Here is a 15560-nt window from a genome sequence, read left to right as displayed (position 1 = left end):
GTAACGCCCCGGCCCGGCCATCCGATGAAATGCCTCTTTAGCGTCCCGCGAGAAACGCGAGCAGGTCGTGACGGGTGACGACGCCCGCCGGCTTGCCGTCGACCAGCACCAACGCGCCGTCGGCGCCCGACAGCGCGTTCATCGCCGAACCCACCTGCTCGCCGGCGCCGATGGTCGGCAGCGGCGGCGACATGTGCTGTTCGAGCCTGTCGGCCAGCTGCGCCTTGCCGGTGAAGAGTGCTTCGAGCAGGTCACGTTCGTTGACCGCGCCGACCACCTCGGCCGCCATGACCGGCGGTTCCGCGCTGACCACGGGCATCTGGCTGACGCCGAACTCCGAAAGGATCGCCACCGCTTCGGCGACCGTTTCGTTCGGGTGACTGTGCACCAGGCTCGGCAGCGAGCCGCTCTTCTTCATCAGGACGTCGCCGACGGTCGCGCCGCTGGAATCCGGCGGCAGGAAGCCGTAGGAGGACATCCAGTCGTCGTTGAACACCTTGGTGAGGTAGCCGCGGCCGCCGTCGGGCAGGAGCACGACGACGACGTCGTCCGGTCCGAGGCCTTCGGCGAGCTTGAGCGCGGCGGCGACGGCCATTCCGCACGAGCCGCCGACGAGCAGCCCCTCCTCGAGCGCGAGACGGCGGGTGATGTCGAAGGAATGCGCGTCCGACACCGGGATGATCTGGTCGGCGATGTTCCGGTCGTAGGTGTCCGGCCAGAAGTCCTCACCGACCCCCTCGACCAGGTACGGGCGTCCGGATCCGCCGGAGTACACCGAGCCTTCGGGGTCCGCGCCGATGACCCGGACCCGGCCGTCGCTGACCTCCTTGAGGTACTTGCCAGTACCCGAGATCGTGCCGCCCGTGCCGACTCCGGCGACGAAATGCGTGATCTTGCCCTCGGTCTGGCGCCAGAGTTCCGGGCCGGTCGAGTGATAGTGGCTGGCGGGGTTCTCCGGGTTGGCGTACTGGTTCGGCTTCCAGGCGCCCTCGATCTCGCGCACTAGGCGGTCTGAGACGTTGTAGTAGGAGTCCGGATGCTCCGGCGCGACCGCTGTCGGGCACACCACGACACGGGCGCCGTAGGCCTTGAGCACGTTGCGCTTGTCCTCGCTGACCTTGTCCGGGCAGACGAACACGCACTTGTACCCCTTGCGCTGCGCCACCATGGCCAGCCCGACGCCGGTGTTGCCGGACGTCGGCTCCACGATGGTGCCGCCGGGCTTCAGCTCGCCGGAACGCTCCGCGGCCTCGATCATCCGCAGCGCGATACGGTCCTTGACGCTGCCGCCGGGGTTGACGTACTCGACTTTGGCGAGGATGAGCGGTTGCAGCCCCTCGGCCAGTGCGTTCAGCTTGACCAGCGGGGTGTTGCCCACGAGGTCCACGATGTGCTCGACGTAATCCACAGTGACAGCCTAAACGCCGCTGGTCGGGATGTGCCCACTCAACTCCGGCGGGCTCTGGCCACCGGAGTAGGTGCTGGCCGAAAGAGTGGCGTAGGTCGCGTTCGCCTTTGACCCGCACCTCGCTCCGGTGGAGGATGCCGGGTGAGCAACCGCTTAGCGCGTGTCTGGATCGAGAACAAGGGAGTGTCGTTCCATGCCCGAAGCCGTCATCGTCTCCACCGCCCGATCCCCGATCGGCCGCGCCGGCAAGGGATCGCTGGTGAGCATGCGCCCGGACGATCTCACCGTGCAGATGGTCCGCGCCGCGCTCGACAAGGTCCCCGAACTCGACCCGACGCAGATCGAAGACCTCATGCTGGGCTGTGGTCTCCCCGGCGGCGAACAGGGCTTCAACATGGGCCGCGCGGTCGCCGTCGAACTCGGCTACGACCACCTGCCCGGTTGCACCATCACGCGGTACTGCTCGTCCAGCCTGCAGACCACCCGCATGGCGCTGCACGCGATCAAGGCGGGCGAAGGCGACGTGTTCATCTCCGCCGGCGTCGAGACCGTCTCGCGCTTCGCCAACGGCAGCTCGGACTCCTGGCCGAACACCCACAACCCGCTCTTCGCCGACGCCGAGGCCCGCACCGCGCAGGTGGCCGCCGAAGGCGCCGACAGCTGGACCGACCCGCGGGAGAACGGCGCCCTGCCGGACGTCTACATCGCGATGGGTCAGACCGCCGAGAACCTCGCGCGGCTGAAGAACGTCTCGCGTGAAGAGATGGACGAGTTCGGTGTCCGTTCGCAGAACCTCGCCGAGAAGGCCATCGCGGACGGCTTCTGGGCCAAGGACATCACGCCGGTGACCCTGCCGGACGGCACCGTGGTCTCGAAGGACGACGGCCCGCGCGCCGGAGTCACCCTCGAAGGCGTCTCCGGCCTCAAGCCGGTCTTCCGCCCCGACGGCCGCATCACCGCGGGCAACTGCTGCGCGCTCAACGACGGCGCCGCCGCGGTGATCATCATGTCCGACACCAAGGCTCGCGAGCTGGGCCTGACGCCGCTCGCCCGCGTCGTCTCGACGGGCGTTTCGGGGCTGTCGCCGGAGATCATGGGCTACGGCCCGGTCGAGGCGTCGAAGCGGGCGCTCGCGCGCGCCGGGATGTCGATCGGCGACATCGACCTCGTCGAGATCAACGAGGCGTTCGCGGCACAGGTCATCCCGTCCTACAAGGACCTCGGGATCGACCTCGACAAGCTGAACGTCAACGGTGGCGCGATCGCCGTCGGCCACCCGTTCGGTATGACCGGCGCGCGGATCACCTCGACGCTGATCAACTCGCTGCAGCACCACGACAAGCAGTTCGGCCTCGAGACGATGTGCGTCGGCGGCGGCCAGGGCATGGCGATGGTGCTCGAGCGCCTCTCCTGACTCCCTGACCTGCGAAAAGAGAGCAAGGGACCTTTGCTGTCGTTAGTTAGTGCGCTAACGAACGCCAGCAAAGGTCCCTTGCTCTCTTCCGGGCTCAGTGGGTCATGATCGGCGGCGCCGCGGGGACCTCGCCGTCGGCCGCACCCTCCGGCAACGCGGGCTTGGTCTTCGGCAGGAACGCCGCCGGGACCAGGCACAGCGCCAGCAGGATCATCGACCACAGGAACGTCGTCGAGAACGAGTCCGCGGCCAATCCCGCGGCCGCCTCGTGCGTGGCCGGGTTCATGATCGCGCCCGTCGCGGCGAGCTGCCCCTGAGCGGTCGGCACGCCGAACTTCCCGGCCAGCTGCGCCGCGAGAATGATCGACAGCACGGCCGCGCCGATAGCTCCGGCGGTCTGCTGGAAGATGTTCGTCGCCGTCGACGCCCTCGCCATGTCCTTCGGTTCGAGCGTCTGCAGCGCGGCCGAGGTGATCGGCATCATCGTCGCGCCCATGCCGAGCCCGATCACGAACAGCGCCGAAAGCAGCAGCCAGTACGGCGTCGTCGCGGTGACCTGGGTGAACGAGATCAGCCCGGCGAGCATCAGCACGAGACCGGGCAGCACGATCTTCCTGGCGCCGATCTTGTCCGCCAGCCTGCCCGCGATCGGCATGGTCAGCATGGCGCCGAAACCCTGCGGTGCGAGCAACAGCCCCGCGTTCATCGCCGACTCGCCGCGGGCGAGGACGAAGTACGTGGGCAGCAACAGCATCGCGCCGAAGAACGCGACACAGAAGAACGTCATCGTCACCATCGCGATGGAGAACGACCGGTTCTTGAACAGCTTCAGGTCGACCAGCGGGTTCGAAACCCGGTTCGCCCGGAGCACGAACGCCACCAGCAGCACGATCCCGGCCAGCGCGGGCAGCCAGACCTCCACCGCGCCGACACCGCCTGCCGACGGGATGTTCGAGACACCGAAGATCAGCGCCGCCAGTCCCGGCGACACCATCAGCATGCCGGCGAAGTCGAACCGCTCGCCGGGCTCCGGCCGGTCCTTCGGCAGCAGGCGCCAGGCCAGCAGGATGGTGATCAGGCCGATCGGCACGTTGATGTAGAAGATCCAGCGCCAGCTCACCGCGTCGACCAGCCAGCCGCCGAGGATCGGGCCGCCGATCGGGCCGAGCAGCATCGGCACGCCGAGCACACCCATCACCCTGCCGATCCGGTGCGGCCCCGCGGCCCTGGTCAGGATCGTCATACCGGCGGGCATCAGCATGCCGCCGCCGAAGCCCTGCAGGACCCGGAAGGCGATCAGCGATTCGACGTCCCAGGCCATCCCGGTGAGCATCGAGCCGATCAGGAACAACCCGATCGCCGTCAGGTAGAGCCGTTTGGTGCCGAACCGGTCCGAAGCCCAGCCGGTGATCGGGATGACCGTGGCCAGCGCCAGCATGTAGCCGGTCGCGACCCACTGGATGGTGTCGAACGACGTCTGGAACTCGATGGTCAGCTTCTGCAGCGCGACGTTGACGACCGTCGTGTCGAGAATCGCCATGATCGCGCCGAGGATGACGACGCCGGCGACCTTGAGCACGCCGGCGTCGAGTTTGTCTCCGGCGGGCGCGGCCGGACCTTGCGTTGACATGAAAAACCCGTCCCTGGTGATCAGCGGACGCGACGACCCCCGCCGGTCGCGACTGCGAGATTGATGCCCGGCGCCTGCGCCGAACCTTCCCCATGACGCTTGTGCACTAATACACAAGCGAGAACATGTAGCCGAGGGTAGCCGAACGCGGGTTTTACTTGCCAACTTTTTCCCCGTATGCGGGCCGAAAGGGCAAGCCCGCATACGGTTTGTCACACTGAGTGATCAGCAGACGCTGTCTGTGGGAGCCGGGTTGCCGAGCCCGAAAAGCGGCCGCAGCTTGAGCCCGAGCCAAGTGCCGCCGAGCGCGAACACACCCCACAGCCAGCCGTGCAGACTGCCGACGGAGATACCGCCGAGGTAGGCGCCGATGTTGCAGCCGCCCGCCATCCGAGCACCGACACCCATCAGGATCCCGCCGAGCACCGCGGCGACGGCGGTGCGCCACGGGATCGAACTGTGGATCTTCCAGGCGCCTGCCGCCGCGGCGGCGATCCCCGCGCCGATCATGATGCCGATGTCGGTGAGGCTGTTCTTGTCCTTCCAGATCGGCGCCGCCAGCGAAGCCGCGTTCGCCTTGAGCCGCCAGAACTCCCACGTCTCGGGGTGCAGGCCGAACACCTGCAGGATCTTGGCGCCCCACAGGCTGAACGCGCTCGTGACCCCCCAGATCCCGCCGGAGACCAGGAAGACCGCGCCTGCCAGCACGCCGAGGACGACGGCACCGACGAGGATCGGCCAGGAGCCGCGGAAGATCCGGGCGAACCCGTGCGCGGTCGGCACGACGCCGACCGGCGGCGGGTTGCGGCGCTTCTGCACGAACCGGGTGCCCAGCACGATCGCGACGAGAACGGCGACGGTGATCGCCCACGAACCGAACCAGCCGACGTGGTCGGCGAGCAGGATGCCCTTGAACTCGGGCCAGCCCGAAAGCAGCGGATACGCCCACGTGTAGAGGACCGAGCCGGTGATGAACCCGCCGAGCGTCAGCACGATCGTCGACTGCCCCGAGCCGACCGCGAACAGCGTTCCCGACGCGCACGCGCCACCCAGCTGCATGCCGATGGCGAAGATCGTCGCGCCGACGAACAGCGCGAGCCCCAATCCGCCTGCCGTCGGATTCGGCGTGCTGCCGAACAGACCGGAACCGGTGCCGACGATCAACGCGATCAGCGTCGCGGCCGTGCCGAGCAACAACGTGTGCGCCCGCAGGCCCTGACCGTTTCCGACCGCGATCAGCTGACGCCAGGCCGAGGTGAAACCGAAACGGGAGTGGAAGAGCGCGAGTCCGAGCAGGAGCCCGAGGATGAGCAGGACACCGAACTTCGCCCCGTGTGCCGCCCAGACGTACCAGGTCAGGCCGACGGCGAGCACACCCGCGACCGCCAGCGGCACGGCCTTGACCGGCTCCTCCGGTTGCGGGACCGGGGCGGCGCAGGAGGTCGGGAAGTCGAGGAGCTTCTTCGCACCGGGTTGGGCTTCTGTCGTCGCCACCAGGACTCCAGGTCGATCGGCGGGGTTGGGGACGAGCAACGTTAGGTCGCGTGACCGCCCGGTCGCAGCCCGTCCCACAGTGTGCGACGAACGGACGCGCCCGCAGGCCCGGATGGCGGCGGCGATACCAAAGGTCCCTTGCTCCCCCCGAAGCGCGTGAAGGCCTCCTTCCCTCGACTCAGCCGAGGGAAGGAGGCCTTCACGCGAGACTTCGGGCTACTACGCGGCCGTCTTGATGCAGATCGTGGTCGGCGGCGTCGAGTACACCGCCACTCGCGTGGCATCGGTGCCCTCACAAGACGCCTCGTCCGCGACGCCGGCGATCTTCACCAGTTCCGCGTCCTTGGCGGGATCTGTGCAGGACACCTTCTGGTAGCCGGCGGTCTTCGAGTTGAAGCCCTTGAGGCAGTCGCCCTGCTTCGCGTTGACGATCAGGCACAGCTTGTACGAGATCCGGCCGGACATCGAGATGGTGTCGTAGGCACCTTCAGGGCAGGACTCGTCGCCACCCACGCGCGCGGCGATCTTGACGTTCGCCTCCTGCGCGCCGCAATCGGCCTTCGTCGGCTCGTCGGCTTTCCGCGAGAACTCGGTCACGCTCAAGCAGTCGCCGGCCTGGGCATTGCCCGTACCGGTGAAGTAGTTGACGGCGAAGGCGCCGGCGCTGAGCACCACGACGAGAATCGGGATCGCGAATTTCAGCCAGGCGAGCTTGGACCGCTTGGGCGCCACCGGCTGAACGCCGGGAGGCGGACCGAAAGCGTCGGGCTGTCCCACCGGCATTTGGCCCCCAGGGGCCGGCTGGGAAGTGGTCACCGAGAAACCTCACAGGTGTGAAAGGAATGTGAACCTCGGTATCAAACACGTAGCGTGAGCAACGCCACCAAGCAGGTCCCCGAAAGAGTGAAAAGCCCTGGTCGGGATCGCTATTTGGTGCTCTTCACGCACACCGTCGAAGGCGGTGTCGAGTAGCTCTTGAGGTGCGTCGCTTCCGTGTCGTCACAGGTCGCGACACCGTCGACCACCTTCAGGACCTCCGCGTCCCTCGTGGGATCCGAGCACGGAACCTTCTGATAGGCCACGCTGTCGGCGAGGAAGTTCTCGAGACAGTCGCCCTGTTTGGCGTTGATCATCATGCAGAGCTTGTACGAGGCGAAGGTCTTGTCGACGGTGAGCTGGTCGTACTCGCCCGCAGGGCACGCACCGCCGGCGTCGGTCTTCGCCCCGGCCTTGGCGTTGGCCTCGACCGAGCCGCAGTCCGCCTTGACCGGGTCTTCGTCGACGTCGCCGAACGTGGTGATCGCGTAACAGTCGCCGACCCGGACGTCGTCCGTGCTGGAGAGGTAGCCGAAGATCCACGAAGACGCGCTCAGCACCACGATCGCGACCGGCACCAGGATGCCGACCCAAAACCATTTCGACCGCTTCGGCCTGGGCGGTTCACCACTGTGCTCGGTCATGCGGTCAGCGTATTCGCAGGCACGAAAAAGGGCGCCCCGATCGCTCGGAGCGCCCTTTCGCGGAGAAGATCCGGTCAGTCGTTTTGGAAGTACGACAGCAGTCGCAGGATCTCGAGGTACAGCCAGACCAGGGTGGTCATCAGGCCGAAGGCGGCGAACCACGCCCACTTCGACGGCATGCCTTCGCGGATCATCCGGTCGGCCTGGTCGAAGTCGAGCAGGAAGCTGAACGCCGCGACACCGATCACCACGAGGCTGAAGATGATCGCGATCGGCCCGCCGTCACGCAGCGGGTTGAAGCCGAAGAAGCTCGTGATGAGGTTGATCAGCATCAGGATCGCGACACCGACGACGGCGCCGATGATCCACTTCGTCAGCTTCGGGGTGACCTTGACGGCACCCGTCTTGTAGACGACCAGCATCGCGATGAAGACACCAGCGGTACCGATGATCGCCTGGATCGCGATCCCGGGGTACATCGCTTCGAACAGACCGCTGATCGCGCCGAGGAAGACACCCTCGACGGCCGAGTAAGCCAGCGTGAGCGGGCCGCTCGGCATCTTCTTGAAGATGATGACCAGCGAAATCACGAGGCCGACGATCATCGCGCCGACGAGTACGCCGATCACGCCCATCGGGATGCCCGTGATCTTGCCGGTCGCCGAAACCGGGATCTGGCCGATCGCCCAGATCGCGGTGAGCACACCGGTGATCAACGCGACACCGAGGCTCAGCGCCGTCTTGATGACGACGTCGTCGACGGTCATCGGACGGTCATCGGCACCGGCGGAAGTCTGCGGAGGGCCGTAGCCGGGGACCCCGCCCTGGGGTTGGTTGAAGCCTACGTTGGGTCCGTACTCCGCCGCGCCACGCGGCAGGTTCCGGAACGCCGGGTTGCTACTGGATCGCACCTGATCCTCCTGGATCTACTGGCACCTGCATCGGGTTCAACGACCGCGCGGGCCGCCCGGTTCCCGTCGAAGTAAAGACGACTTTACTCACATTCGGGGCGAGGCCCATCCCCCACACCGTATGCGGCGGAGATCACCGACCGTTCACCGATACCCCACCTGATGACCTCTTGCCAAAACCGCTGATCACAGGCCACCCTCCACGTTGCGTGTTCGGATAATCACCGAAGGCGTGTCGGGGAACCTTATCGATCGTGTGACCTGCATCGACGTAAAGGCGCCGGGGCAGAGCACGGCCAAAGGAGTCAACACACCATGGGGTGGACCACACGCCCGAGCGTGCGTTCGCGCGCCTTGACCAGCCTGATCGCGACGTGCCTTCTCGGCGCACTGTCCGCCACCGTCGCGGCGACACCGGCCTCTGCCGATCCGAAACAGGGGGTCGGCTACGAGGTCACACCCGGCCAGCCGTTCGGTGGCCACGATCAGAAGAGCGACTGGCTCGGTTCCTACGTCGTCAACGGCAAGCACGTGTTCTGTGTGAGCTTCCAGCAGAAGGCGCCGGACACGAACGAGGAGTACAAGCCCGGCGACGAACTGCTGGACAAATGGGGACAGAAGCTGCCCGAGGACATCGCGGCCAACATCTCCTACCTGCTCCTTCGCTACGGCGGAACGCAGGACAACGCCGAAGCCGCCGCGCTCGCGCACCTACTCCATTCCTGGACGGCGAAACCGCGGTCCGACGCCGACACCGACCCGGGAAAGCCTTCGAAGGAGATCGGCTACAAGATCCAGGATCACCTCGACAAGCTGAAGACGCAGCACCCCGACGCCGCCACAGCCGTCGAGAAGCTGACCAAGGACGCCGAGGCCAACCGAGGACCGTGGACCACCGCGATCACACCGCCGAAGGAAGATCAGCACATCGGCACCGCGGGCGAGTGGACGATCAGCGTCAAGAACGCCAAGGGCAAGGGCGTCTCCGGTGTGCCGGTCAAGCTCACTCCGTCGAACGCGACCGTCGACAGTGGCGAGAGCACCAAACCCGCGTCGACTTCGAACGCGAAAGCCGACAAGGTCACCACGGTGAAAACCGGCGAAGACGGCACCGTCACGGTCAAGGTGACGCCGACCGGTGAGCAGCCGAAGCTGGCCAGCTCGCTGTCCGCGCCCGCGGACCGGCCGTACGTGCAGTTCCCGGTCGAGACCGGCGTGCAGAGGGTCGTTTCGACCGGCGGCGAGAAGGAACTGAAGGCGCAGGGCGTCGCTGTCGTCTCGAAGCCGGGCAAGGTGCAGGTGACCAAGGTCGACGCGAAGACCGACAAGGGCGTCGCGGGCGCCGCGCTGCGGATCACCGCCAAGGACAAGACGACCGCCGCCGTCGGCCAGGACGGCAAGCCCCTCAACGGCGCCGACGGCAAGCCCGCCGTCGTCACCACCGAAGGCGAGAACGGCACGGTCACCGTCGAGAACCTGCAGGCCCCGCAGGAGATCTGCGTGGTCGAGGTCAACGCGCCGCCGGGTTACACCAACGCGTTCGATCCGAAGAATCCGCCGTCCGCCTGCGGCGAGGTCAAACCGGGTGAGACGCTGGCGCTCAAGGTCGCCAACACGCCCAACGAGGTACCGCGCGCCATTCCCGCCGGCGACCGGCCGGTGGCGATGATGCAGGGCACCGTCGAGAACTCGGCGTCGACCGCCGGGATCCTCGGCGTCGGCGCGCTCGCGCTGCTCGGTTCGGTGATGGTGGGCGTGGCCGCTCGGCGATCTTCGCGACGCTGAAGAGGATTTCGAGAATGTCAGTACGACGCGGGTTCGCACTGGGAGCCGTCACGGTCCTGTGCGCGGACCTCGTCGCGGCCTTGATCATCTGGCCGCCGACGACCGTGGTGGCGGGGACGGCTCAGCCCGTCTCCGTCACCGTCGCGGGCGGCGCACCGGCCGCGCCCGCGCAGCAGGAGGTCGCGCCTCCGCCGGAGATCGTCCCCACGACGCCGCCACCCACGCCGACGTCACAGCCTCAGCAGGCGCCCGCTTCCGCTCCGCCGCAGGGCCCCGGGACCATCCGGCTGCCTGCCGGCGGTGGCGCGAAGCTGATCCGCAAGGATCTCGGGCCGGGCGCGGAACTTCCGGTGCCGGAGAACCTCGACGAGGTGACCTGGTGGGGCGCCGAGCTGAGTTCGGCGACCGGCGCGAGCGTGTTCGCCGGGCATGTGAACTGGAAGGGCGCGACGGGTCCGTTCGCGGAACTGTGGAACGACCGGATCGGCGGCGACGTCACCGTGGTCGACAAGGCCGGGAAGTCTAGGCAGTACAAGGTTTCCCAGCTGATCACGCTGAAGAAGAACGAACTGCCGCAGCGGGCGGACGAGTTGTTCGGCCAGTCCGGTCCGCATCGGATAGTCCTCGTCACCTGCGGCGGCCGCTGGGTCGGCGGGGAAACCGGCTACGCCGAGAACCGGGTCGTCATCGCCGACCCGGTCTAGTTACCCGTGAGTAACTTCACCGGTGCCGTGGTGGTCAGCGACGTCCTCATGCAGCAGAATGCCGGGTGGACGCGGGCGAGCACGGTGAAGGGTGAAACAGATGGCGACTTTTCTGGTGACCGGGGCGACCGGACTGATCGGGCGCCAGTTCACCCGGCTGCTGCTCACCAGGGAGGACGTCGACAGGGTCGCGCTCGTCGTCCGCCCGTCCTCACAGGACAAACTCGCGAAACTCGTGAACGGCTGGCCGCATCCAGAGCGGGTCACCCTCGTCACCGGTGATCTCAACGAGCCGCTGCTCGGCGTCGGCGAAGAAGACCGAGAGAAGCTTCGCGGTGTCGATCACGTCGTGCACCTCGCCGCCCTCTACGACCTCACCGCCGACGACGAAGCCAGCATCAAGGCCAATGTCGAGGGCACCGCGCAGGTGATCGCGCTCGCCGCCGACCTGAACGCCGGCTGCCTGCACCACGTGTCCTCGGTCGCCGTCGCCGGTGACCACGAGGGCATGTTCACCGAGGAGATGTTCGACGTCGGCCAGCGGCTCGTCACGCCGTACCACCGCACGAAGTTCGAGGCGGAACGGCTCGTGCGCGAACAGCAGGACGTGCCGTGGCGGGTGTACCGGCCCGCGGTCGTGGTCGGGAACTCCGAGACCGGCGAGATGGACAAGATCGACGGGCCGTACTACCTGTTCCCCGCGATCAGCAGGCTGGCCGGGCTGCCCGACGTCCCGATCGTCGGCCCCGACCTCGGCGACACCAACGTCGTCCCGGTCGACTACGTCGCCGAGTCGCTGCTCGCGCTGGTCACCACGAAAGGTCTCGACGGACGCGCGTTCCACCTGGTCAACCCGGAGCCGCAGCCGGTCGTCTCGGTGTACAACGCCTTCGCCAAGGCAGCGGGCGCGCCGACGATCTCCGTGCAGCTCAACGACCGTTTGTCCAAGGGCATCGTCAACCTGGTGAAGCTGAGCGAGCACATCCCCGGCTTCACGATCGCGCGCGACGCCGTGCTGGAGCGGCTCGGCATCCCGCCGGTGCTGCTGGAGACCATGGCTTTCCCGTCGGTGTTCTCGTCGGCGTCGACGCGTAAGGAGCTCATCGGCTCGGGTGTCGAAGTGCCCCGGATCGAGGAGTACGCGCCCACTCTGTGGCGCTACTGGCGCGAGCACCTGGACCCGTTCCGCGCCCGTAAACACGGCCCTCGTGGCGAGCTGGACGGCCGCCGCGTGATCATCACCGGCGCGTCGTCGGGTATCGGCAGGGCGACCGCGATCAAGGTCGCGGCGGCGGGCGGCGTGCCCCTGCTCGTGGCGCGGCGCCAGCACGAACTCGAAGAAGTGCGGGACGAGATCATCGCCGCGGGCGGCACGGCGTCGGTGTACCCGGCCGACCTGACCGACGAGGAATCCGTGCACAAGGCCGTCGACGCCATGCTCGCCGAACACGGCCGGATCGACATGCTCGTGAACAACGCCGGACGTTCGATCCGCCGGTCGATCAAGCTCTCCTACGACCGGTTCCACGATTACGAACGCGCGATGGCGATCAACTACTTCGGCGCGGTGCGGCTGATCCTCGCGGTGTTGCCGCATATGTCCGAGCGGAAATTCGGGCATATCGTCAACGTCTCGTCGATCGGTGTGCAGGGAATCGCGCCGCGCTTTTCGGCGTATGCGGCGTCGAAGGCCGCTTTGGACTATTTCTCCAGGATCGCCGCGACCGAGACCCACGGAGACGGAATCACCTTCACGACCATCCACATGCCACTCGTACGCACCCCGATGATCCGGCCGACGAAGATTTACGACGCGTTTCCCACGAAGTCCCCGGACCAGGCGGCGGACATGGTGATGAAGGCGCTGAAGGAGCGCCCGAAGCACATCGGCACGCCCGCCGGGCAGGCGATCGGGCTCGCCTACACACTCACGCCGGGACTCACGGATGCCGTGGCCTACCAAGGTTTCCGGGTGTTCCCGGACTCCGCGGCCGCGGGCGGCGGTGGCGGACTGAAAATCGGGAAGGGCGAGCAGCACCTGTCCCGTGCGGCGGTCGCACTCGCCCGGCTCAGCCGCGGGTTCCATTGGTGACACTGCGCACACGGGTGGCGGCCGTTCAGGTGAGGGATCGCAGCTGAGAGCCGACACACGTCGGTGAATCACGAAGCCTGACAACGGCGACACCGGGTACGCAGGTACCGTCGTGACCATGGTTCCCGAGCGAGACAACGGCCTGTTGCCCCTGCGGCGCGAGTACACCCAGGCCTGGCACGGCTTCGACCGGAACGAAGTGCGCCAGTATCTGGATCATCTCGAAGCCCAGCTGCATCGCATGATGACCGACCGCGACGCCGCGATCGCCCAGGCGACGTCGGCCTCGCGCGAACTCGAAACCTTGCGCCACGAGGTGGCGAAGCTCAACGCCCGTATCGAGGAGCTGAAGAAGCCGCCGGAGCGGCTCGAAGACCTCGACGAGCGGATGCAACGCACCGTGACGCTCGCTCAGGCGCGCGCGGACGAGATCACGAAGCGGGCCGAGGTCGCCGCCGAAAAGCACTGGGCGTCCTCGAGTGAGGCGTCGAAGAAGCTCCGTGAGCGCTACTCGCGGCTTGTCGCCGAGCTGGACAAGCAGGCGGACGCGCTGCACTCCGAGCATGAAGCCGCGCTCGCGGAGACGCGGGCCGAGGTCCAGCGGCTGACCGTCGAAGCCGCCCAGCGCCGGGAACTGCTGGACAACGAGGCCGAGCGCAAGCGCCGGAAGATCGAGCGCGAATTCGACCAGACGATCGCGGCTCAGCGCGCGGCGCACGAGAAGCACATCACCGACCAGCAGACGGCGAGCAAGAATCAGGCCGAACGCCGGATCGCGGAGGCCACAGCGGAGGCGAAGCGCCGCATCGACGAGGCGACGGCCGAGGCCAAGCGCCGGCTCGACGAGGCCACGACGACGGCCGCCCAGCGCACGACCGCCGCCCAGCGCAAGGTCGAGCGGCTCGCGGAGATCCGCGAGCAGGCCCGCAAGAGCCTGCAGCAGGCCGACGAGGTCCTGAAGGGCAGCGAAGCGATGCTCGCCGCGCTTCCCGAGGAGTCGGTGATCCCGCACGCTTCGAAGCTCGTCGGTGGCGACAGCAAGGCCGAAGAGACGAAGCCGGCGGGCAAGCCCGCCGAACCGCCCGCGTCGAAGGCCGCCGCCCCGGCCAAGCCCGCTGCCGCCAAGCCCGCTTCTTCGGCGCCCGCCGCCGCTGCGCCGAAGAACGGACAGAACGCTCCGAAGGGCAACGGACAAAAGCCGTCGCCCGCCAAAACCGGCTCCTGACCAGCACGAAGTAGCAAGGGACCTTTGCTGTCACTCTCTTCCGGAGAGTGACAGCAAAGGTCCCTTGCTCTCTTTCTGGAGCCGTCAGACGGCAGTGGTGCGTGGCCAGGGATTGGCCGCTTCCAACTGGGCTGCGAGGGCGAGGAGGAGCGCTTCCCCACCGGGTGCCGCGACGAGCTGAACGCCGGCCGGGATCCCCGACGGGTGCACACCGATCGGAACGGACATCGCCGGATAGCCCGCGAGATTCCAAAAACCGGCGAAACCCGCGACGCGCACGGACGGCAGCACGTTGGTGAGCCAGCGGCTTTCATGCCACGTGCGGGCCTTGAGCGGGAGTGTCGCGAGCATGGGCGTGACCAGCACGTCATGCTCGGCGAAGAACTCTTCGGCACGCTCCAGCCAGCGCTCGCGGGTGCTGTCGCGGACCCGCGTCGCCAAGAGGTGACCGAGCCGGACGTGCGTACGCGTCCGGGCTTGGAGCGCGCCGAGGTCGAACCCGGCCGCCTGTTCGGCCGGGCCCGCGACCCAGCGCGCGAAGAGGCCGCCGACGGCTCCGGCGCTGTACCGAGGCGTTCCGGGCGCGACAGTGTGCCCCGCAGCGCGCAACAGCTCTCCGGCCCGTACGACGGCTCGACCGAACGCGCGTGGCAGGGGCGCCCTGGTCAACGGAACGCGAGTCGACAGGGCGATGCGGGACGGCGCCGGGTCGGACAGATCCGCCAGGCCGGGCTGATCGGCGAGGACCGACATCAGCACGGCCGCGTCGGCCACGGTGGTCGTCATCGGGCCGTGCGTGGACAGGCCGAACCAGCCGTTCTCCCCCGGTATGCGGACGACGTCCTTACCCGGTTTGAGACCGACGATCCCGCACATCGCGGACGGCAGCCGGATCGAGCCCAAGCCGTCGGTGCCGTGCGCGATGGGCACCAGCCCGGCGGCCACGGCCGCCGCACTCCCACCAGACGAACCACCCGCGGCGTAGGACGGATTGCGCGGGTTACGCGCTGTCCCGTCCGGACCGTCACTCGACGGCCAAACGCACAGCTCCGGCACCCGGGTCAGGCCGACGATCACCGCACCGGCCGCGCGTAGCCGCCGCGCGATCTCGCCGTCCTCTGTGGACACCGTGGAGGAACCCGCGCGCGATCCCCACGAGGCGTACTCGCCCTCGACCGCCGTGACGTCCTTGACCGCGACCGGCACTCCCGCCAGTGGCAGGTCGGCCAGGTCTGCGCGTTCGGCGACTGCCGCTGCCTCGGCGAGCGCCTCCTCGGTCCGGACCCGGCGGAAGGCGCCGATCACTCCGTCCGCCGCGGCGATCCGGGCCAACGCCTCGCGGGTCACCTGGACCGGGTCGAGTTCCTTGGCACGCACAGCCGCCGCGATTTCCACTGCCGTCTTGACCATCCCCGCACTGTAGAGCGGGCGGCGAAG

Annotated in this window: 12 protein-coding genes; 5 read left to right on the top strand and 7 right to left on the bottom strand. The window is 67.8% G+C overall.

All coding sequences use genetic code 11. The features are described from left to right. Nucleotides 1-37: 37 nt before the first annotated feature. Nucleotides 38-1408 (bottom strand): cystathionine beta-synthase, encoded by a 1371-nt coding sequence (locus ACZ5ZX_RS21180; protein ID WP_465503708.1) that lies wholly within the window; start codon nucleotides 1406-1408, stop codon nucleotides 38-40. Nucleotides 1409-1601: 193 nt separating this feature from the next. Between ACZ5ZX_RS21180 and ACZ5ZX_RS21175 the strand changes: the two genes are divergently transcribed. Then, complete coding sequence (locus ACZ5ZX_RS21175) at nucleotides 1602-2822, top strand: acetyl-CoA C-acetyltransferase (protein WP_465503707.1); 1221 nt, start codon at nucleotides 1602-1604, stop codon at nucleotides 2820-2822. A 94-nt stretch (nucleotides 2823-2916) separates the two neighbouring features. Here the strand turns inward: ACZ5ZX_RS21175 and ACZ5ZX_RS21170 are convergent, their stop codons facing one another. From ACZ5ZX_RS21170 to ACZ5ZX_RS21150, 5 genes are all read right to left on the bottom strand, one after another. Continuing rightward, nucleotides 2917-4452, bottom strand: a complete 1536-nt coding sequence (locus ACZ5ZX_RS21170; protein ID WP_465503706.1) for a DHA2 family efflux MFS transporter permease subunit — start codon at nucleotides 4450-4452, stop codon at nucleotides 2917-2919. A gap of 225 nt (nucleotides 4453-4677) precedes the next feature. Continuing rightward, on the bottom strand, nucleotides 4678-5946 hold the full coding sequence (locus ACZ5ZX_RS21165; RefSeq protein WP_465503705.1) for a YeeE/YedE family protein: 1269 nt from the start codon (nucleotides 5944-5946) through the stop codon (nucleotides 4678-4680). A 219-nt stretch (nucleotides 5947-6165) separates the two neighbouring features. Further along, a complete protein-coding gene (locus ACZ5ZX_RS21160; RefSeq protein WP_465503704.1) occupies nucleotides 6166-6729 on the bottom strand; it encodes an LppU/SCO3897 family protein in 564 nt (187 codons plus the stop codon). Between the two features lie 143 nt (nucleotides 6730-6872). After that, entirely contained in the window at nucleotides 6873-7406 is a 534-nt protein-coding gene (locus ACZ5ZX_RS21155) for an LppU/SCO3897 family protein (protein WP_465503703.1), read from the bottom strand. A 74-nt stretch (nucleotides 7407-7480) separates the two neighbouring features. After that, nucleotides 7481-8317, bottom strand: coding sequence for a Bax inhibitor-1/YccA family protein (locus ACZ5ZX_RS21150; RefSeq protein WP_465503702.1), 837 nt, complete (start codon nucleotides 8315-8317; stop codon nucleotides 7481-7483). Nucleotides 8318-8632: 315 nt separating this feature from the next. Between ACZ5ZX_RS21150 and ACZ5ZX_RS21145 the strand changes: the two genes are divergently transcribed. From ACZ5ZX_RS21145 to ACZ5ZX_RS21130, 4 genes are all read left to right on the top strand, one after another. After that, on the top strand, nucleotides 8633-10102 hold the full coding sequence (locus tag ACZ5ZX_RS21145; protein ID WP_465503701.1) for a SpaA isopeptide-forming pilin-related protein: 1470 nt from the start codon (nucleotides 8633-8635) through the stop codon (nucleotides 10100-10102). Nucleotides 10103-10116: 14 nt separating this feature from the next. Further along, nucleotides 10117-10806, top strand: coding sequence for a class F sortase (locus tag ACZ5ZX_RS21140; protein ID WP_465503700.1), 690 nt, complete (start codon nucleotides 10117-10119; stop codon nucleotides 10804-10806). A gap of 100 nt (nucleotides 10807-10906) precedes the next feature. Beyond that, entirely contained in the window at nucleotides 10907-12898 is a 1992-nt protein-coding gene (locus tag ACZ5ZX_RS21135; protein WP_465503699.1) for an SDR family oxidoreductase, read from the top strand. A 118-nt stretch (nucleotides 12899-13016) separates the two neighbouring features. Continuing rightward, nucleotides 13017-14123: a cell division protein DivIVA gene (locus ACZ5ZX_RS21130; protein ID WP_465503698.1), complete on the top strand. Its 1107-nt coding sequence runs from the start codon at nucleotides 13017-13019 to the stop codon at nucleotides 14121-14123. 84 nt (nucleotides 14124-14207) lie between these two features. On the opposite strand, the gene ACZ5ZX_RS21125 is transcribed toward ACZ5ZX_RS21130, so the two are convergent. Next, nucleotides 14208-15533 carry an amidase gene (locus tag ACZ5ZX_RS21125; RefSeq protein ID WP_465503697.1) on the bottom strand — a complete coding sequence of 442 codons (1326 nt, stop codon included), beginning with the start codon at nucleotides 15531-15533 and terminating at the stop codon, nucleotides 14208-14210. Nucleotides 15534-15560 lie beyond the last annotated feature (27 nt).

The sequence above is a fragment of the Amycolatopsis sp. NPDC033938 genome (assembly GCF_055575975.1).
The sequence above is the reverse complement of the archived record's forward strand: the minus strand, read 5'-3'. Positions and strand labels throughout refer to the sequence as shown.

Excerpts from the sequence above, each read along its gene's own strand:
- ACZ5ZX_RS21140 (WP_465503700.1), top strand. The coding sequence starts at position 10,117 with ATGTCAGTACGACGCGGGTTCGCACTGGGAGCCGTCACGGTCCTGTGC.
- ACZ5ZX_RS21145 (WP_465503701.1), top strand. The coding sequence starts at position 8,633 with ATGGGGTGGACCACACGCCCGAGCGTGCGTTCGCGCGCCTTGACCAGC.
- ACZ5ZX_RS21130 (WP_465503698.1), top strand. The coding sequence starts at position 13,017 with ATGGTTCCCGAGCGAGACAACGGCCTGTTGCCCCTGCGGCGCGAGTAC.
- ACZ5ZX_RS21125 (WP_465503697.1), bottom strand. The coding sequence starts at position 15,533 with ATGGTCAAGACGGCAGTGGAAATCGCGGCGGCTGTGCGTGCCAAGGAA.
- ACZ5ZX_RS21155 (WP_465503703.1), bottom strand. The coding sequence starts at position 7,406 with ATGACCGAGCACAGTGGTGAACCGCCCAGGCCGAAGCGGTCGAAATGG.
- ACZ5ZX_RS21135 (WP_465503699.1), top strand. The coding sequence starts at position 10,907 with ATGGCGACTTTTCTGGTGACCGGGGCGACCGGACTGATCGGGCGCCAG.
- ACZ5ZX_RS21175 (WP_465503707.1), top strand. The coding sequence starts at position 1,602 with ATGCCCGAAGCCGTCATCGTCTCCACCGCCCGATCCCCGATCGGCCGC.
- ACZ5ZX_RS21160 (WP_465503704.1), bottom strand. The coding sequence starts at position 6,729 with ATGCCGGTGGGACAGCCCGACGCTTTCGGTCCGCCTCCCGGCGTTCAG.
- ACZ5ZX_RS21170 (WP_465503706.1), bottom strand. The coding sequence starts at position 4,452 with ATGTCAACGCAAGGTCCGGCCGCGCCCGCCGGAGACAAACTCGACGCC.